19 protein-coding genes are annotated in these 17,597 nt (G+C 45.3%); 9 read left to right on the top strand and 10 right to left on the bottom strand.

The window, feature by feature from the left end; all coding sequences use genetic code 11:
* Window positions 1-19 precede the first annotated feature (19 nt).
* Window positions 20-895, top strand: coding sequence for a hypothetical protein (locus WB308_RS11535; RefSeq protein WP_424191665.1), 876 nt, complete (start codon window positions 20-22; stop codon window positions 893-895).
* Here WB308_RS11535 and WB308_RS11530 read toward each other — a convergent pair.
* From WB308_RS11530 to WB308_RS11500, 7 genes are read right to left on the bottom strand one after another with little or no spacing between them, the layout of a single operon-like run.
* Entirely contained in the window at window positions 892-2,139 is a 1,248-nt protein-coding gene (locus tag WB308_RS11530; protein ID WP_424191663.1) for a lysophospholipid acyltransferase family protein, read from the bottom strand. The two genes, WB308_RS11535 and WB308_RS11530, sit on opposite strands and share 4 nt — an antisense overlap.
* A complete protein-coding gene (locus WB308_RS11525) occupies window positions 2,139-2,381 on the bottom strand; it encodes an acyl carrier protein (RefSeq protein ID WP_424191661.1) in 243 nt (80 codons plus the stop codon). Before WB308_RS11525 ends, WB308_RS11530 begins: the two co-directional genes overlap by 1 nt.
* Window positions 2,382-2,398: 17 nt before the next feature.
* Window positions 2,399-3,619: a beta-ketoacyl-[acyl-carrier-protein] synthase family protein gene (locus tag WB308_RS11520; RefSeq protein WP_424191659.1), complete on the bottom strand. Its 1,221-nt coding sequence runs from the start codon at window positions 3,617-3,619 to the stop codon at window positions 2,399-2,401.
* Complete coding sequence (locus tag WB308_RS11515; RefSeq protein ID WP_424191657.1) at window positions 3,619-4,311, bottom strand: SDR family oxidoreductase; 693 nt, start codon at window positions 4,309-4,311, stop codon at window positions 3,619-3,621. The genes WB308_RS11520 and WB308_RS11515 overlap by 1 nt, the downstream gene beginning before the upstream one ends.
* On the bottom strand, window positions 4,308-5,828 hold the full coding sequence (locus WB308_RS11510) for an HAL/PAL/TAL family ammonia-lyase (protein ID WP_424191655.1): 1,521 nt from the start codon (window positions 5,826-5,828) through the stop codon (window positions 4,308-4,310). Before WB308_RS11510 ends, WB308_RS11515 begins: the two co-directional genes overlap by 4 nt.
* Window position 5,829: 1 nt before the next feature.
* Window positions 5,830-6,540: a glycosyltransferase family 2 protein gene (locus WB308_RS11505; protein ID WP_424191653.1), complete on the bottom strand. Its 711-nt coding sequence runs from the start codon at window positions 6,538-6,540 to the stop codon at window positions 5,830-5,832.
* Window positions 6,527-6,847 (bottom strand): hypothetical protein, encoded by a 321-nt coding sequence (locus WB308_RS11500; RefSeq protein ID WP_424191651.1) that lies wholly within the window; start codon window positions 6,845-6,847, stop codon window positions 6,527-6,529. The genes WB308_RS11505 and WB308_RS11500 overlap by 14 nt, the downstream gene beginning before the upstream one ends.
* A 170-nt stretch (window positions 6,848-7,017) precedes the next feature.
* Here WB308_RS11500 and WB308_RS11495 point away from each other — a divergent pair, with 170 nt between their 5' ends.
* Window positions 7,018-7,869, top strand: coding sequence for a polysaccharide deacetylase family protein (locus tag WB308_RS11495; RefSeq protein WP_424191649.1), 852 nt, complete (start codon window positions 7,018-7,020; stop codon window positions 7,867-7,869).
* Here WB308_RS11495 and WB308_RS11490 read toward each other — a convergent pair.
* Both WB308_RS11490 and WB308_RS11485 read right to left on the bottom strand, forming a co-directional pair.
* On the bottom strand, window positions 7,861-8,544 hold the full coding sequence (locus WB308_RS11490) for a phosphatase PAP2 family protein (protein ID WP_424191647.1): 684 nt from the start codon (window positions 8,542-8,544) through the stop codon (window positions 7,861-7,863). The genes WB308_RS11495 and WB308_RS11490 overlap by 9 nt on opposite strands.
* Before the next feature lie 125 nt (window positions 8,545-8,669).
* Window positions 8,670-9,065, bottom strand: a complete 396-nt coding sequence (locus tag WB308_RS11485) for a P-II family nitrogen regulator (RefSeq protein WP_424191645.1) — start codon at window positions 9,063-9,065, stop codon at window positions 8,670-8,672.
* Between the two features lie 208 nt (window positions 9,066-9,273).
* On the opposite strand from WB308_RS11485, the gene WB308_RS11480 reads away from it, so the two are divergent.
* The 6 genes from WB308_RS11480 (at window position 9,274) to WB308_RS11455 (ending at window position 15,250) form a co-directional block, all read left to right on the top strand.
* On the top strand, window positions 9,274-10,251 hold the full coding sequence (locus WB308_RS11480) for an iron-sulfur cluster assembly scaffold protein (protein ID WP_424191643.1): 978 nt from the start codon (window positions 9,274-9,276) through the stop codon (window positions 10,249-10,251).
* Window positions 10,251-11,372: an aldo/keto reductase gene (locus WB308_RS11475; RefSeq protein WP_424191641.1), complete on the top strand. Its 1,122-nt coding sequence runs from the start codon at window positions 10,251-10,253 to the stop codon at window positions 11,370-11,372. The genes WB308_RS11480 and WB308_RS11475 overlap by 1 nt, the downstream gene beginning before the upstream one ends.
* Complete coding sequence (locus WB308_RS11470; protein WP_424191639.1) at window positions 11,362-13,020, top strand: FAD-dependent oxidoreductase; 1,659 nt, start codon at window positions 11,362-11,364, stop codon at window positions 13,018-13,020. Before WB308_RS11475 ends, WB308_RS11470 begins: the two co-directional genes overlap by 11 nt.
* Before the next feature lie 42 nt (window positions 13,021-13,062).
* On the top strand, window positions 13,063-13,275 hold the full coding sequence (gene nifT, locus WB308_RS11465) for a putative nitrogen fixation protein NifT (protein WP_424191637.1): 213 nt from the start codon (window positions 13,063-13,065) through the stop codon (window positions 13,273-13,275).
* 165 nt (window positions 13,276-13,440) lie between these two features.
* Complete coding sequence (locus WB308_RS11460) at window positions 13,441-14,265, top strand: helix-turn-helix domain-containing protein (RefSeq protein WP_424191635.1); 825 nt, start codon at window positions 13,441-13,443, stop codon at window positions 14,263-14,265.
* A 7-nt stretch (window positions 14,266-14,272) separates the two neighbouring features.
* A complete protein-coding gene (locus WB308_RS11455; RefSeq protein ID WP_424191633.1) occupies window positions 14,273-15,250 on the top strand; it encodes a diguanylate cyclase in 978 nt (325 codons plus the stop codon).
* Here WB308_RS11455 and WB308_RS11450 read toward each other — a convergent pair.
* Window positions 15,247-16,884 carry a sigma-54 interaction domain-containing protein gene (locus WB308_RS11450; RefSeq protein WP_424191631.1) on the bottom strand — a complete coding sequence of 546 codons (1,638 nt, stop codon included), beginning with the start codon at window positions 16,882-16,884 and terminating at the stop codon, window positions 15,247-15,249. The genes WB308_RS11455 and WB308_RS11450 overlap by 4 nt on opposite strands.
* A gap of 140 nt (window positions 16,885-17,024) precedes the next feature.
* Between WB308_RS11450 and WB308_RS11445 the strand changes: the two genes are divergently transcribed.
* Window positions 17,025-17,573 carry a thiol peroxidase gene (locus WB308_RS11445; protein ID WP_424191629.1) on the top strand — a complete coding sequence of 183 codons (549 nt, stop codon included), beginning with the start codon at window positions 17,025-17,027 and terminating at the stop codon, window positions 17,571-17,573.
* Window positions 17,574-17,597 lie beyond the last annotated feature (24 nt).

Raw genomic sequence — 17,597 nt, 5'->3', positions numbered from 1 at the left:
AAAAAAGGCTCATAACGATATGATTAAACAACGAGGTAGCGGCGCAGGATTGTATATAGTATACCTTTTTTTCCGTTTTTTCGGATATCCCGGATTACGTTTTATCCTCTTTTTTGTCGTTTTCTATTTCTCCCTGACAACCCCTGCCATCAAGCGGTACTTGCGTGAATACTATCTCCTTTGTACGGGGGAGTTTAATTTTCGTATTTACTATCGTCATCTTTTTAGCTATGCCCTTGTTTTTGCCGACCGTTTTTTAAGCAAAAAATTCTTAGCGCGCTATCATGTGAAGGTCCACAATGAGAGCTCTTTTTTTGTCGGCTTAGAGAAGGGGGGACTTTTTCTTTTTTCCCATGTCGGAGACTGGAGTATCTGCGAACGGGTTCTTTCGAAAAAAAACATTACCGTCAATATTGTGATGCAAGAAGTGATTAAAGAGAGTATCCGGGGATTTGCTGAATTTATTCAAGACAAACAAAACAATCCCCTCAAAATCATTGACCTCTCGGAGGGGTCGATTCCGGTGGCTATCCGTATCGCGAATGCTTTTAAAAAGGGGGAAATCGTCGCCATGATGGCCGATCGTTTGTTAACGCAGCAAGGGGGTGTTCCCGTCACTTTATTAGGTCGGCGGGTTATGATCAACAAAAATCCTTTTGAAGTCGGTTACAATCGCGATGTCCCCTTGATTCTCCTGTTGTCATTACGCGAACGTGATTACCATTACACGGTGAGCTATCACCGGCTTGCCCCTTACGATCGTACACTTCCTAAAGAGGAATCCATTGCCAAAGTCGCCCAAGAATACGCAGCGCTCTTAGAAAAAACAATCAAAGAGCATCCGGAACAGTGGTTTAATCATTATGATTTTTTTAATAACGGTGCGGCTGTTTAGCTGTTTTCCACTTTTTCTTTATTTTCCCGCATCTTCTCCCAAACGCGTTGCTTGTACGGCTGTGCCTCTTCCCCTTCCTGTGCCTCCATCGGCTCCAGGATCCGGATTTTTATCGTTACTGCTTTGACTTTTTGCCAAGAAAATATCCCCTTTGGAACCAAATGACGTGTTCCGGAAATGACCACAGGGACAATCGGAACGCCAGACTCTATGGCCAGTGAAAACACCCCTGTTTTAAAGGGGAGCAATCTCCCATCCACACTGCGCGATCCTTCCGGAAAAATCAGAACATTGCTCCCTCTTCGCAATTTTTGCAACAGTACGTGAAGAACATTGATCCCGATACCGTCGATTACCCCTAAAAGGGTGGAAATAGGGCGGACCAGCCCTATGAAAGGGGTTCTTTTATTGGTTATATGATAGAGATCGGTGATGTACCCGCCCAGGAGGGGATAATCGAGCCAGGATTCATGGCTCGCAACGAAGATATAGGGGCGATCGGAATGAAATTTCGGATCCATTTGAAGATCAATTTCTCCGACACCGGGAGCATATCGAAAAAATATCCGAAACACTCTGGCCGCAACACGTTGAAAGAGTATATGAGGTTTTGGGTCTCTCATGATCCGTTTCAAAAAATATCCGACAATGGCCGGGATAAGTCCGAGGAGAATCACACCGAGCAAAAGACCGTATCCCCTGAGATTACGAAACCCTTGGGCTGCTTGTGCGCGATAGGCGAATAACAGCTGCAATGCCATCGCTGTTCCAAAGAGGAGATACCATCCTGCAAAAGAATAGAGTGCCCACAAATAGGTGTCATCTTTAAGGACAAAATAGAGATGAAGCGAACTGTTAGCCCCTAACACCCCGATCCAAAACTGATGAGAAACGATAACATCACGCCGTTCCAAGCTCTCCAGCGGCCGCTTTTTGAACTTCTCTACCCATGCGATCAGGAGATAGTGTTTGGTGATAACCGAACCTATAAAATAGAGTAAAAAAAGGAGAGAAAGGAGTAGAGGATAAAGCTTCAGTGCCATAAAATCTTCCGAAATCCAAGCGCCGATCCCTAATACGCCTATAACCGCAGGAGAGATGAAGTTTTTACGTTCCTTGTGAGTAAAAAGCAAAAAACTTATCCATCCGAATCCGATGAAAATAAGGGAGAGACCGACGGTTGGTACCGAAAAATAGTAACAGGCAACCAGTATAAATGGGATATACAGGAGCGAAAAAATCATTATTTGGAGGAATGTTTTTCTAATTGCCCCACGATATCCCCTACGGTTCCGATAGACGAGCCCATATCTCGCTGAAAATGGAAGTCATACTCTTTTTCGAGTGCACATATCAAATCAAACATGTCCAGACTGTCGAGTTCCAAATCTTCCACCAACCGCTTTTCGCGTGTAATCTCCTCAGGATTTTTTTCAAACTGCTCTACAATAATCGCTTGAACTTTTTCAAATACATCATTATTCATTTTCAAAACCTTTAAAACTAAATTTTCTTCAATATGATCGAGGTGTTAATCCCCCCGAACGCAAAATTGTTGTTCATAACAGCGGTAACAGCGCTTTCGCGGTGGGTACGAATATAATCCAAAGGGGCGCATTCCGGATCGATCTTGGCAAGATTTTTATTGGCAGGCAAAAAAGAGTCGTTCAGTGCCATCAAAGAAACAATCGTTTCAAATGCCCCGCCGCCGCCGAACATATGCCCGGTATACCCTTTTATACTGCTAATCGGTGTCGTATTTCCAAAAACCTGATGGACCGCAATCGATTCGAAAATATCCCCTTTCGGAGTTGCCGTTGCATGGGCATTAATATACCCGATATCGGTTGAATTTAGCCGAGCGTCGCTCAGGGCATCACGCATCACCGATTCCATTCCCCGTTCTGAGGGGAGCGTTATATGGCTGCCGTCGCATCCGGTCGCATATCCTGCCACCTCGCCGAGAATGACGGCTCCCCGTGCTTTGGCATGTTCATACTCTTCGAGCACCAACGCCCCTGATCCTTCCGAAACGACCAAGCCGGAGCGTGCAATGTCAAACGGCCGTGACGCCTCTGTGGGATCATCGTTGTAGCCGATAGCGGTAGCGCCCATACTGTCGAAAATTCCTGCTTCGACATAATGCAGACCCTCTCCGCCGCCGACGAGCATCACATCGCTCATCCCGTATTTGATCGATTCATATCCGGCACCGATGGCCTGCGCTGAGGCGGTGCACGCTGAGCTCGTCGGTATGTTGCGTCCGATAATCCCAAACATTACCGCTAGGTTTGCTGAGACCGTATGGCTCATGAAGCGCAAAAATGCGGTGGCGTTTTGACGTCCGAATCCGCTGTTGTGGGAAACATCTTCTGCATATTCAAACAGCGTCTCCAACCCTCCCATCGCGGAACCAAACGAGATTCCGGTTCTGGAAGAGGAAATTTCAGAGGGGGTGAGGCCGCTTTGAGCAACGGCTCGTTTCAGCGAGAGGGCGCACATCATTGCCACCCGATCCATGGTACGACGGTACTGCCTTGGGATATCACTAAAATCATTTTCTTCCACGACTCCGGCTATCCTGGCGGATAAACCGTTGGCGCCCTCCCACTCGTGCATGGCTCTTACGCCGCTTTTCATCTGCTCAAAATTACGCCGCAACTCCGCCATAGTATCGCCGATAGGAGAATAAAAACCGACTCCTGTAATCACAACACGCCGCATTATCGTACCATCCCGCCGGAAATATTGATCACTTCTGCCGTAACATACGACGCCTTATCTGCGAGGAAAAAAATCACCTCGGCCACTTCGTCCGGGTTTCCGAATCGCTTCATCGGAATCAGTTTCTCAAAATCTTTTTCATTAAAACCTGCCGTCATCTCCGAGTGGATAAATCCCGGGACGACACAGTTGGCACGAATTTTATATCGTGCGACTTCAAGGGCGAGGGATTTTGTCATCGCAATCATCCCCCCTTTGGATGCCGCATAGTTTGCCTGTCCAACGTTTCCGACGACTCCGGCAACCGAGGCGACATTGATAATCGCGCCGCTTTTTTGTTTTTGCATAGCCGGAAGGAGTGCTTTGGTCACATAATAGGTACCCGTGAGATTGGTTTGAATCACCTCATCCCAGTCGCTGTCTTCAATCCAAAAAAAGAGCTTGTCTATTGTTTTACCCGCATTGTTTACCAGTACATCGACCGTTATTCCTTCTAATGCACTGCGGACATTCACGGCCGATGCAATATCAAAACCCACACTCTGCGCATTTCCCAGTTCTTCCACGAGCGCATCGGCTTTGGCTTTATTGCTGTGATAATGGATGTACACGAAATAACCGTTAGCGGAGAACAGACGTACGGTAGCTTCACCGATTGCCCCGGTAGCTCCCGTTACGAGAACGGTTTTCATACAAGTTCTCCGCGAAGCAGAAGTTCTCTTATTTTGGCAATGTCCCCATCAAGTCTCCGATCTTCGATCAAAGGAGCCGAAATAGTACGAATTTTCCGGTGCAGCGCTTGAGCAAACGGAGAGAATTTTTCAACCCCTCGAATATCAATCGCCTGCGCTATCCCCAACATCGCAATGGCAAGCATAGAAGAAAAATCGACGATTCCCTCTTTGAATCCCAAGGCACTGGTTGTCCCCATACTCACCTTGTCTTGATTCATCGATTCAGTTGAGCGCGAAAAGACACTAGCGGGGAGCATGCGCATCATAACATCGGCACTAAGAGAACTGAGAGTAATTTGCATCGCTTTAAACCCGTGATAATACGGTTCACTGGAGAGCTTTAAATTTTCACCCAAACCGCGATTAAATTTATCATCAACGAGGAGAGCAAATTGTTTATCCAACAAATCTGCCATATTGGCCAAACAAATTTTCAATGTGTCCGCCGCATGGGCCATATAGCCACCGTAAAAATTACAGCCGGTATAGATAATTTGCTCCTCACAGTTAATCAACGGATTATCGCTTACCGAGTTGATCTCGGTCTCCACCCATTTTTTGGCTTGCGCGAGGTTATCCCACGCGACACCCAAAATCTGAGGAATGCAGCGGATGGAATAGCGGTCTTGGATGTTATGGTGCTTCGAATCAAAAAAGCTCTTGTAGCGTGTCAGACGATCATGTACCAGCGTTGCCCCCTCCAGTTTTTCTCTCAGGTTCGAGGCACATTTGATCTGCCCTTCAAAAGGTTTCACCTGATGAACAAACGGTTCCAGAGCTGTCGTATCGGCTTCCATCGCTTCAAACAATCCGGCCGAAAAGCTTTCCAATCCCATAAGCAAGCGTTCAAAATTTTCAATTTGAGCTACCAAAATCCCCGTCATAACCGACGTTCCGTTCATAATCGCCAATGCTTCTTTTGGTTTAAACGTGTAGGGCTCAAGTCCGCACTCATGCAATACCTCCGCAGAGGGGCGGATCTGGGAGCGATAAATGACTTCTCTCTCCCCTGAAAGTGCTGCCGCAATGTAGGATAACGGGGTCAAATCTCCGCTGGCACCCACCGACCCTTTGGCAGGAATCGCGGGGAGAATACCCAGTTCGAGAAATTTTAGCATCGCCTCTAAGAGTTCGATGCTCACCCCGGAGTACCCTTTGGAGATACTGATCAGACGGACCAAAACGATGTTGAAAATTTCTTTTTCAGAGAGGATGTCACCGACGCCGCATCCGTGAAAACGGTATAGGTTTACCTGTAACGTTTGTGCATCTTCATACACAAGATAATTTTTCCCCGAATCGCCGTATCCGGTCGTGACACCGTAAATCGGATGACCGTCGCTAATCTCTTTTAACAGAAGTTTTTCCGCCGCCGCAATTTTATCTCTAAAAAGTCTGCTCGTATCGAGCTTTATTTCTGACGCATTGGCAACATTCTCGAAAGGTATGAATTGATCATTAATAGTTACTGTCATATTATTTTAGTATTCCTTTTAGTAAAAATATCCGTGAAAGAACGAGTTTTGTGTGCAAGATGACCATGAAAAAATTGTCTTTTAATTTGTGAAAATGGGTCACACGGGACTCATCGTACACCGTCTTTACCATCACTTCAAAAATAGTACCGCCACTCCACAAAAATCGGACGATATTTTCGGTTTCAAACTCATATCGAATGGCAGAAGAGGGATAGAGTAAGCACTCTACCGGATACAGGCGAAACCCTGTCTGTGTATCCGATACCCATATTCCGGTCTCTACCCATACCCAAAAATTTCCTAGACGTCGTCCGATGGAGGAAGATGTAGGGGGATTGCAGGTTTCAAAATCACGTACACCGATAATCAGCATGTTCGTATTTTTCTCTTTTTCAAAAAGATCTAAAAACCGCGGGATATCATCTGCAAAATGTTGTCCGTCTCCGTCCATCGTCAGACAATACTCAAACCCTAACTCTTTTGCCCGTTTCGCACCTGTGCGAAGGGCAACTCCTTTGCCTTGATTTACGGGATGGCGGACGATAAATCGAGACGGATCGGTTTCCAAAAGTGTTTCCACCAAAATATCCGAACCATCATCGATGATGATGATCGGAAGAGCGAATGTCCCAGCTTCGTGCACAACGTGCGCAATGGTTTTTGGATTGTTGTATACGGGTATAAGAATACAAAGTTTATCGAACGTCAAGATTTATCTCGCTGCATAGGTGCTCCTGTTTTATCCATCGGGCCTTAACTCCGAGAGGGCGTTTCTCCAAACGTATGACTACTTGATCCAGCGGCTTCAAGGGTCCCATGAATTTTGATCGGCTGATTCCGTTCACCTGCAAGCCAAAAATCTCCGCCACAATATCAACCTGCAAAAATGCAGGTAAAAGGGGATTTCCCTCAAAGTGAGCTTTAAAAATCGGATGGGTTTCATCGGCCAAAAGGATAAGGGCCTGAGACTCTTCTTGATTTATAATAGTATAAAGTTGTTGGGTTAATAGACTCATCCCTGGGAACGACCATTCTCATAATTAACTGTGAATAACGGTAAAGTATACAATATTCTACCCCAATTTTCAACAGCTTTATACAAAATTCTACCCCTTTTTTTCTATTTTTTACGGAATAAGTGTCAATTCTATCAATGCTATTCACAAGAGTGGTTATAATTTTACTTATGATAACAAGAAATTTTTTAACGTTTGATATTGAAGAGTGGTTCCATGCTAATTACGAGGGTATCGATTCCTCTTTATATGATGGTCGTGTAACCAATTTGGAAGCGAATGTCGATCGTCTTATTGCAATTTGTGATGCTTTTCGTGTGAAATCTACCTGTTTCATTTTGGGTGACGTTGCCCGAGATAAACCTCATGTTGTTCAAAAACTTTTTGCCGCAGGGCATGAAATCGCCTCACACGGAAGTTCCCACAAACTTATTTATCCGATGACACCGGATGAGTTTCATGCAGATATCCAAGTATCCTCGGATGTACTGGAGCAGATCATCGGTGAAAAGGTTGTGGGCTTTCGCGCCCCCTCGTGGTCTGTGAAATCCGATACACTCCCCTGGTTTTATGAAATTCTGGCACACGAAGGATTCTTATACTCTTCTTCCGTGTATCCGGCAAAAAACACCCTCTTCGGCATTCCGGATTTTCCGGATACTTCCCACTATCCCACCTCTTTGCCTATTTTAGAAATACCTCAAAGCGTTATGAACCTTTTTGGAAACCGTGTGGGGTATGCGGGAGGGGGATATTTGCGATTTTTTCCGACGTGGCTGATAAAACGGGTAATGAGAGCAAAAAATAACGAGGACAAAAGTGTTTTTATCTACTTGCACCCCAGAGAAATTGATATTCATCAGCCACGATTAAAACTCGGGTTGATGGATGGTTATTTCCATTATCAGGGGATTTTTGGATGCGAGGAAAAATTGGTGTCGCTCCTGGAGGAATTTTCTTCCAGTTTTGATCGAATGGATACGTATGCCAAAAAAGTCTCCGCAGGAGAGATTTTAGTGTAACACTTTTACTCGGTGATAGCGAAGAGTTAACAGTGCAAATACCCCTCCGAGTATCAATCCCCCCACGACATCGAGAAATACATGCTGTTTAATCGCCATTGTCGAATAAATAATCCCTAAACACCAAAGTCCGTTCAGCCACAGCAGCGATGGATGCGCATGCATGTGTTTCAATTCACGATCGAACCAAAAGAGGGAAAAAAATGCGGTTGCTACGTGCAAAGAGGGAAAAGCATTGCCGGCAGTATCGATCGTTTTTAACATAGAAAACTCAGGATAATGACTCCAGTTGATGCCGTTTTGGGGTATCGAAGTCGGGAAAACGAGATAAATGAGGATACCCGCAGCGCACACGGACCCTATATAGGCCCCATAATAAAGCAACTCTTTTTTAGTTTTCATCAGTGCCGGTACCAATGAGACATATACCCATAATGAGAGATAAAGAGAGAGAAAATAGGGTTGAAATCCGATTTTAGTATCGACAACGGTGAACGGCATTTGGGTAATTAAAAAAAAAGGATTTTCAAGTAGGTAAAGATAGAGGGAAAAAAAGATAGCCATAAATGTCATTGTTCCGATGGCTTTCAAACACCAGTGCCCCCATAATCGCATCACTGCATTTTTGGAAAAGGATACGCCATCGTCACAATCACGGTTCCCGCACATCTTCATATCACTCCATCTTTTTAATGTTACTATCTTTTGAGTTAGTTGGATTGTATCATATATCTGGAGAGTTGGAGACGGCGATTTTAAGTTCATTTGAGGCCTCCGTACTTCTTACGGAGGAAAGAGGGCTAGCTAGAGGGGGTATCGACGGCAGTGAAGAAGGTGTTGCTTTTCGTCGTAGCGCGCGGGATCGGCTGAGAAAGTGCTGATTCGTCTTTCTCTCCGGTTCGGATCCGTTCGACTTCGAGTACCGGGGTGACCCACATTTTGCCTGCACCATGTCCCAAATCCTGAGTATGTGATCGGATGCATTCCATCGCGGTGGTTTTGTGTTTGTCATCGGAGATGACGATAATCAACATGACTTTCGGATACAAATCGGGTGCATTGTTTTTTTCGGCGATTCCGAGTGAACCTTTCCCGATAACGTCCGTTACCGTTACCCCTTCGATCTCATTTTCGAAGAGTTCACGAAGAACATCATTTAAGCAATGACGGTTAAATACAGCAGTAATCTGGACCATTTTGGACCCCTTTAAGTGGTTTCTTGATGTGTCATTATAAGTTGAATTTGAGTGAGGATTCACACCTGTGCTGCTCATAAAATAATCAACTCTCTGTAATCGTCATGCATAGAATATTCTAGAATGTATGTGCTACAAAATTGTCTTACTCGTACAAGAACAGCTCTTGCAATGGGGAGGGAATATAATCCATTTACAGGAGCTAGTTATGGCACGTGACACATTGATCGGCGGAGCATTATGGGAAGAGTATTCAACTGAAGTACAACGACGGATGAATGATCCGATCAATATGGGTGAGATTACTCAAGAAGAGGCAGATGCAGCCGATAAAAAGCTGATTATTGCCGATTTCGGTGCAGAGAGCTGTGGAGATGCGGTACGTTTGTACTGGATGATTGATCCTAAAAATGATGTGATCGTTAAAAGCCGATTTAAAAGTTTCGGATGCGGTACGGCGATCGCGAGTTCAGACATGATGGCAGAACTCTGTATGGAAAAAACGGTCGATGAAGCACTCAAAATTACCAACATCGATGTTGAAAAAGCGCTTCGCGACGAGGAAGATATCCCCGCTGTTCCGGGGCAAAAAATGCACTGTTCGGTTATGGCGTATGACGTTATTAAAAAAGCGGCATCGATCTACAAAGGGGTCGATATGTCCGAATTCGAGACCGAATTTATCGTGTGTGAATGTGCCCGTGTGAGTCTCGATACCCTCAAAGAGGTGATTCGTCTGAACAAACTTGAAACTATCGAGCAAATTACCGACTACACCAAAGCAGGCGGATTCTGTAAATCATGTATCAAACCGGGCGGACATGAGAAAAAAGATGTTTACCTCGTCGATATGTTAGCTGAAATCACGGCTGAACTACAAAAAGAGGCAATCAGCAAAAAAATCAAAGAGGCCAAAGGGGACGGAAACTTTAACGCGATGAGTTTGGTACAAAAACTCCGCAGTATCGAATCGATCCTCGAAGAGTACATCCGCCCGACACTCAAAGCCGATAATGGTGATGTCGAAGTGATTGACCTCAAAGAAGTTGAAGACGGATATGAACTCTACATCCAGTACAAAGGTGAGTGTATGAGCTGTTCGATGAACACAACGACAACCCTTGCTGGGATGCAGGATATGCTGAACTTTAAACTTAAAACAAACCTACGAGTAATGGTGGTCTAATGTCACGAGCAACGAAAGAAGGTACATTTGAGTATCTCAAAAAATTTGGTAACTATTCAAAAGATTTTTACCGTTTTAACGGAGAACTCTTTTTCCCTTCACTCGGGATCGGAACCTATAAACCGGAGCCGTATAAAGAAGATAATTATATTATCAACTTTGCCGAAGCGATCAAAATGGCGCTTCGGCGGGGGATCAACCTGATTGATACGGCAATCAACTACCGATACCAAATCTCTGAGCGCGAGATAGCTGAAGCATTGAATGATATGTTCGCAGAGGGAGAGATTACACGTCAAGAGGTGATTATCGCCTCCAAAGCGGGATTTATCCCCCTCGATTTTCCGTTCCCCGATAATCCTTATGGATGGATACAAGAGAATATTCTCAATGCCGGATTAGCGAGTAAAGAGGAGATCGTTATCGATCAGCATTGTATGGCACCTGCATATTTGCGCTGGAGCTGTGAGCAGTCGTTGCGTAATATGGAGTTGGAGACGATCGATATCTTCTATCTTCATAATCCAGAAACACAGCTCGGTTATGTTGATCAAGAGACATTTTATGTACGTGTCGAAGCGGCATTGAGAGAGTTCGAAGCGTTAAGAGCAGAGGGGAAAATCGTCTCGTACGGGATAGCGGCATGGAACGGATTTTTATACGAAGCGGATCATACCGAATATATATCGCTCTCAAAGGTAGTTGAGATAGCTCGTAATGTGGGTGGAGAAGGTCATGGTTTTAAATACATCCAAAGCCCGTTCAACCTCGCAAAACCGCATGCCTACGGCTATTCAAATCAGCAATGTGAAGATGGGCTGTTTTATCCGATGATGCATGCGTGTGCACGCTATGGTTTGACTTATATCGGTTCCTCTGCGCTATTGCAGAAAAATCTCTTTAAACGTCCTTTTACGGCCAATGTTGGGGAACTACTCCAAACGGATGAGTTAAATGATGTAGCGAGTGCCTTGCAATTTGCACGTTCAGCCGGGGGGATTAGTGCGATCTTCGGTGCGGTTGATCCCGCTCATGTGATGGATAACGCTGTTTTGGGATATTTGCCTGAAGCCTCTGCTGATGCGGTTAATAGACTGATGAAGGGTGCCTATGCTGTATGATGTGATCGTCGTCGGCAGCGGGATATCGGGATTGTATGCAGCGCTCTATGCCCGACGTGCAGGATTGAATGTCGCCCTTGTCTGTAAAAGTAATCCTCTCCGCTCCAATTCTGCCGTAGCCTCCGGTGGGATCAATGCCGTACTCAAAACAACGCGCCACGATTCTGTTCGTGAGCATATCGCCGACACCCTCAAAGGTGCTGATAAACTGGGACGTTTTTCGACGATCAGTGCGATGGTGACCGGTGCCGAAGAGATCATCCGTGAACTCCAAGGGATGGGGGTAAGCTTTGATTTCAATGAAGAGGGGAATGTCGCACAGCGCCCTTTCGGGGGGACAAAGGCCAAACGTACCTGTTATATTGCCGATAAAACGGGAGCGGCCATTACCCAGACTCTGCTGCTTCAGTGTCGCCGTGAGGGGGTGAAGATATTTTCGAGCCATCTGATGCTCTCCATCGCTACCTTTAAAGATCAGCTTTCAGGTATTACGCTGTTACGCCGGCGTGATTCGCAAGTGATTGCCTTTGCGTGTAAATCGCTCGTTTTAGCGGGGGGCGGGTTTGCAGGAATTTATCGGGGGCATTCGACCAATTCCCAAGAATCAAGCGGGGATCTGATCGCGATTGCTTTGCGAGCGAAGATGCGTTTAGCCAATATGGAGTTTGTGCAGTTCCATCCGACAACGCTCCTAAACAGCGGTACCTTGATCAGCGAAGCGGCGCGGGGTGAGGGGGCGATAATCGTCGATGAAAAGGGAGAACGTTTTACCGATGAGCTTCAAACGCGCGATAAACTTTCCCGTGCAATCGCCAAACACCAGATGGAAGGGCACAGCGTCTATCTTGATTTTCGCCATTTAGGGGAAGAACTGATTGATAAAAAACTTCCATCGGCGCGTAAACATGCTCTTAACGGTGCGGGAATCGATATTCTTACCGAGCTTCTCCCTATTACCCCATCTGCTCATTACACAATGGGGGGAATTTGGTCACGCAGTGATACTTCGACCGATATCCCCAACATCTTTGTCTGCGGTGAATGTGCGTATAGCGGTGTTCACGGGGCAAATAGGCTGGGAGGCAACAGTCTGCTTGAAGCGGCCTATTTTGGCCGGCTTGCCGGTATCGAAGCGGGGCGTTCAGCGAAAAAAAGTGAGTTTCATCCGATCGATTATGCGCTGGTGGATAAAGAGTCTCGCTACGTTGAGATGATTTTGGAAGGGGAAAACCGTTTTAACATCAATACGATGCGTCGGAACCTGGGGAATAATCTTTACAAAAATGCAGGGATTTTTCGCACTCACGATTCACTTGCCTCCGCTCTTGAATATGTCCACTATTTGATGAAAATGTCATCAGGGCTGTGTTGTGTGAACAAAGAGCGCAGTGATAACGTCGAGCTCCTCTCGATTATCGAATTTCGCAACGCGCTCACACTCAGCGAGGCGATGCTGATGTCGGCATTGGCGCGTGAAGAGAGCCGAGGGGTACATTATCGGGATGATTTTCCGGAGCGTGATGATCGTAATTATGAAGTCAATACGATCATCCGCCGTCTTGCAGGGACATTTTTACGTATTACTTTTGAAGGTCATCTCTCATCGGACTGGTGGCATCGGATACGGCAGTTTTTTCATGCACAATAGTGTGATGAATTTATAATATTATTAAATATAAAGGTAGATATTATGGCAAAAGTTATGTTGCGTTATGACAGTAAAGGGGCAATCTCTTTTTATGTTGCTAAAAAAGATATGGAAGAGACGATTCTCAGTTCGGAATTTGACACCGATGAAAAATGGGGCGGTGAGGTAAAACTCAGCAACGGTGAGGTCTGGTTTATTGAGCCGGGTGCTAAAAAATTCCCTGCTGAAGTGATGGCAAAACGGCTAGACGACTAGTATTTACCATCCCCGTTCTTTTTGTGAACGGGTGTTTTTTTCTTTTTCTTATTAAACTTTCCTAAAAATTCTCATTTGGTAAACTTTTTCCTTTAATTGGCTGAATTTTACAAGACATTTTCGTCTCTGTATCTTATTATTAGTCCTAGTTAAAGGATTGTATGTATGAATATTAGTTGCCACCAAAGCCCTTTTATCGATTCGATCTATCACATTCCAACTTACCAATATAATAATGAGCAAGATTTTCAATTTATCGGTGCCACCTCGGTTCATGAACATATAATTCTCAACGATCATTGTGCGGTAATCACCTTTGAATTGGACGGTAAAACGTATGAGTTCGATGGTGATGTTGTGTGCGGAAAATTTACCCATGCCCCTAAAATAAAAATCGTTTTTAAAAATACGTGCCAAAAACTCACCATTATCCGCCTCAGTTCATGCGGGATGTTTCAACTCACCGATACGCCGATGGTTTCCATGGTAAATCATATTGCTCCAGGATCACTTATTCCTATCCATGTGGATGCCGATAAAAGAGTGGAAAAATACATTGAATCACTCGATGAAATGATGAACATAAAACCCCATTCCCCTTCGTACAGACTCACACGGGATATTATCCGATACGTCAATGCGAATTTTGCACATCTACCGACAAATGCGACCAAAGTCGTCGCAGAATATTTTGGAATTTCTGAGAGTTCATTACGCCGCTATTTTAAAAAATACCTCGGGATCAACCTCTCGACCTACATTATTACCATCAAACGTAAAAAGATGATTCAGGCTCTGTATGAAAACAATTATGACTCTTTGAGTGTCCGTGAAAACGGCTATTATGACCAGTCCCATTTTCTCAATGATTTTAAACGGCTTTATGGCGTACCGCTCAAGCAATATTTTAATGATATTCAACTCCTGAAAAATCAAGCCCCCGATCTCATGCACTTTTTGTATCACTGCAATATTGAAAGTGCCATTTAGAGAATCGATGATGATTTCAGAAACATTGGCAGTAACCCATGCTACAGCGATCGGAGAACTCATCCGAGATGAACATCATGTGCATACTTTTGATACGAATGCCACGTTAAAAGAGGTATTCGAACATTTTACGCAATACGCTACCGATACGGTCATTATTGTCGAGAAAGCACTTACCATCGGTATTCTAACGCTGAAAGATATGATAAGAGCTTTGCACGATTGTGACAATCTCACACGTCCCGTCAAAGAGTTTATGACGGCTCCTTTGCAGACATTTCACTTTACCATGAGCATCGCTGAAGTCCTCGATGCAATGACTCATGCAGCGTTTGATAAAATCGTAGTGACAAAGCCCGAAGGGGTGGTCGGTGTCATGGATCGACGCCATCTGCTCTCAATGTGTTACAACCAGTTGACCCCATTGATCAAACACGAATACCATATGCTCCATTCTCTCATGGGATTGGTTGAAGAGGGGGAACAGGGGCTGTTGAAAATGGCAACCACCGACACGCTAACAGGGATCGGAAACCGACGCTTGCTTGAAGAGGTATTTCAAGCGCACCAGCAAGTTGATGAACATTATGGAGTTACCATGTTTTTGGTGATGCTTGATATTGACGATTTTAAAATTATTAACGACACCTACGGCCATATTATCGGCGATTCGGTCCTCAAAGAATTAACGGCATTGGTGAGCCGTTCCATCCGAAAATCCGATCTCTTCATACGGTGGGGCGGAGAAGAGTTTGCAATTCTTTTGCGTTACTCTGATCCCGTAGAGGCCGTGAAAGTGGCTGACCAAATTCGTATCCGTATTGCGCGGCATACGTTTAAAACGGTTTCACATCTGACGTGCAGTTTGGGATTAACTTTGATAAAACCGCACGATAACCTGGAAGAGGTGATCGAACGTGCGGACAGAGGACTCTATCGTGCTAAAGCAGAGGGGAAAAACAGCGTACGGATCGGGAACCCTTAGAGTTCGATTCCGTACTGTTTGATTTTATACCCGATCTGCCGTGCACTCATTCCCAGAGTGCGTGCCGCTTTGGTCTGGATTCCGTGAGAATCCACCAATGCTTGAATGATCGATTCTTTTTCCAATTCCTGGAGGCTTTTTCGTGTGACCGGTCCATTGGAAGCGGGAATAGAGTGCGAATCAGGTATGGCATAACTGTTCACAGGCGGTGTTGGGATAGCTGGAATCTCAGGTTGCTGCATGTAGAGCTTTTGATAATTAAACGGCAATACATGGCTCAGCATCTCCGGTTGGATCTCTCCATCCGGACAGATCAGGACGATACGCTCCATCGTATTTTGAAGTTCTCGGATATTCCCCGGCCACGGATAACCGAGCAGCAACTCCATTGCCCCTTTGGTAAAGTGCATGGTTTTGCGGTGCTCTTTCATGAATCGGTGGAGATAGTGCTCGATGAGCAGTTTCACATCTTCGTACCGTTCCCGAAGCGGAGGCAGGTTAATCGGGATAACGTTGAGGCGGTAGAAAAGATCTTCCCGAAACTCTCCTTTGCGTACCATCTCCTCTAAATTACGGTTGGTTGCGGCAACGAGTCGGACATTGGTTTTGATCGTTTTGTTTCCGCCGACCCGCTCAAACTCCTGCTCTTGCAAAATCCGTAACAATTTTACTTGCAGGGATGGGGTAATATCTCCGATCTCATCGAGAAACAGTGTTCCGCCATCCGCGAGTTCAAAGCGACCTTTTCGCATTTCACGTGCATCAGTGAATGCCCCTTTTTCGTGTCCGAAAAGCTCCGATTCGAGGAGGGTTTCACTGATTGCGGCGCAGTTGAGTTTGATAAAGGGGCCGTTTTGGCGGCGGCTGAGGTTATGGACGGCCGTTGCAATCAACTCTTTCCCTGTCCCCGTTTCTCCGCGAATCAAAATCGTCGCATCGGTCGGGGCAACGGTATTGATCATACCGAAAACCTGCTGCATACGGGTAGAACGTCCGACGATGTTTTCAAATTTGTAATCTTTTTGCATCTCTTCTTTATAGTAGGTTTTCAGTTCACTCAAGGACTCTTTCTCTTGTTTGATCGTCTGCTGAGCTTTGAGGGATCCGACGAAAAGTGATCCGACGATAGTGAGCATACGGACGATCTCATCAAAATTAAGGGGGCTGTTTTTACCAATATTGGCGGAAATGACGCCGATAACCTCTTCGTCTTGGAGGAGCGGTACCGCGACGTAGGAGACCATCTGGGTCGAAATATTTCCCATTTTATTGAGATAGTTGATGTTGTTATGAATATTTTCAATGACGATCGGCTCTTTGCTTTTGGCGGCGAGTCCGGTAGCCCCTTCGCCGAAACGGTACGTTGCCACTTTTTTCTGATACGGCTCCAAATCAATGGATACCAATAACTCCAGCTCATTGGCATCCTCTTTTTTACGAAACAGGGCGCACCGTTCCAAATAGCCGTGCTGTTTCAGACGACGCATCGCCTTTTCGATACTCTCATTGATCTCGGTAGTGCTGGTAAGCATCACGGCGACTTCATAAAGGAGATTGATCTCTTTATAGGCGAAAGTCAATGCGCAGGTTTGGCACTCTTCGCGATTGGGGATGTTAGCATCGAACGTCATCATTTCAAAATCTTTTGTCTAAGTTGTAGGGTAATTGTAGTACATATAGCGACAAGGAACTGACATTCATGTGGATAAAAAATAGGCAATTTATAGAACTGTTTTTGCACTACATTCTCAAAATAATCCATTAAGGAGAGACTATGCAAATTACCGTTCATGGAACACCGACCCCTTTAGAGGGGAAAGAGATGACTATTTGGCGCGAAGCACCGGCCGCACGCGTCAGTAACCTCGACGGGAGCCAAAACGTCATCGGGATGATTGCCCCTACGGCGCAGTTGCTGATTGCCATCCCCTCATTGAAAACCGAAGTATGTTCTCTGGGAGCTAAAAAATTCAACGATCTCATCAAACAGTTCAAAAAACTCAAAACCGTGATGGTGACGACCGATGATCCGGAATTTGTGAACGATTTTGTTGCGCGTGAGGGGATCGACAGTGCGGAAATCGTTATCGATACCAACCGTGATTTTGCGAAAAAATTTGGATTGTTGATTACTGAGGGGAAACTCAAAGATCGTCTGGCCCGAGCCGTATTCGTCATCGACCAAGAGGGGATGATCAGCTATGTAGAAGTGGTACCTGAGATCACCGACGAAGTCGATTACGATAAATGTATCGAAGCGGTCGATAAAGCGGCCAACTTCAAGAAAAAAGGGCATGACCACGAAAACTGGATGGGCGTTTGAATTTAAAATAGATTGCTTTACATT

This window comes from Sulfuricurvum sp. (genome assembly GCF_049587615.1).
Taxonomy (GTDB): domain Bacteria; phylum Campylobacterota; class Campylobacteria; order Campylobacterales; family Sulfurimonadaceae; genus Sulfuricurvum.
This window is presented reverse-complemented; position numbering and strand designations above follow the sequence as displayed.

Coding starts and splice junctions, on each gene's coding strand:
- WB308_RS11480 (WP_424191643.1), top strand. CDS start 9,274: ATGGCACGTGACACATTGATCGGCGGAGCATTATGGGAAGAGTATTCA.
- WB308_RS11500 (WP_424191651.1), bottom strand. CDS start 6,847: ATGAGTCTATTAACCCAACAACTTTATACTATTATAAATCAAGAAGAG.
- WB308_RS11510 (WP_424191655.1), bottom strand. CDS start 5,828: ATGACAGTAACTATTAATGATCAATTCATACCTTTCGAGAATGTTGCC.
- WB308_RS11475 (WP_424191641.1), top strand. CDS start 10,251: ATGTCACGAGCAACGAAAGAAGGTACATTTGAGTATCTCAAAAAATTT.
- WB308_RS11455 (WP_424191633.1), top strand. CDS start 14,273: ATGATGATTTCAGAAACATTGGCAGTAACCCATGCTACAGCGATCGGA.
- WB308_RS11490 (WP_424191647.1), bottom strand. CDS start 8,544: ATGAAGATGTGCGGGAACCGTGATTGTGACGATGGCGTATCCTTTTCC.
- WB308_RS11460 (WP_424191635.1), top strand. CDS start 13,441: ATGAATATTAGTTGCCACCAAAGCCCTTTTATCGATTCGATCTATCAC.
- WB308_RS11450 (WP_424191631.1), bottom strand. CDS start 16,884: ATGATGACGTTCGATGCTAACATCCCCAATCGCGAAGAGTGCCAAACC.
- WB308_RS11470 (WP_424191639.1), top strand. CDS start 11,362: ATGCTGTATGATGTGATCGTCGTCGGCAGCGGGATATCGGGATTGTAT.
- WB308_RS11515 (WP_424191657.1), bottom strand. CDS start 4,311: ATGAAAACCGTTCTCGTAACGGGAGCTACCGGGGCAATCGGTGAAGCT.
- WB308_RS11525 (WP_424191661.1), bottom strand. CDS start 2,381: ATGAATAATGATGTATTTGAAAAAGTTCAAGCGATTATTGTAGAGCAG.
- WB308_RS11535 (WP_424191665.1), top strand. CDS start 20: ATGATTAAACAACGAGGTAGCGGCGCAGGATTGTATATAGTATACCTT.
- WB308_RS11495 (WP_424191649.1), top strand. CDS start 7,018: ATGATAACAAGAAATTTTTTAACGTTTGATATTGAAGAGTGGTTCCAT.
- WB308_RS11530 (WP_424191663.1), bottom strand. CDS start 2,139: ATGATTTTTTCGCTCCTGTATATCCCATTTATACTGGTTGCCTGTTAC.
- WB308_RS11485 (WP_424191645.1), bottom strand. CDS start 9,065: ATGGTCCAGATTACTGCTGTATTTAACCGTCATTGCTTAAATGATGTT.
- WB308_RS11445 (WP_424191629.1), top strand. CDS start 17,025: ATGCAAATTACCGTTCATGGAACACCGACCCCTTTAGAGGGGAAAGAG.
- nifT (WP_424191637.1), top strand. CDS start 13,063: ATGGCAAAAGTTATGTTGCGTTATGACAGTAAAGGGGCAATCTCTTTT.
- WB308_RS11520 (WP_424191659.1), bottom strand. CDS start 3,619: ATGCGGCGTGTTGTGATTACAGGAGTCGGTTTTTATTCTCCTATCGGC.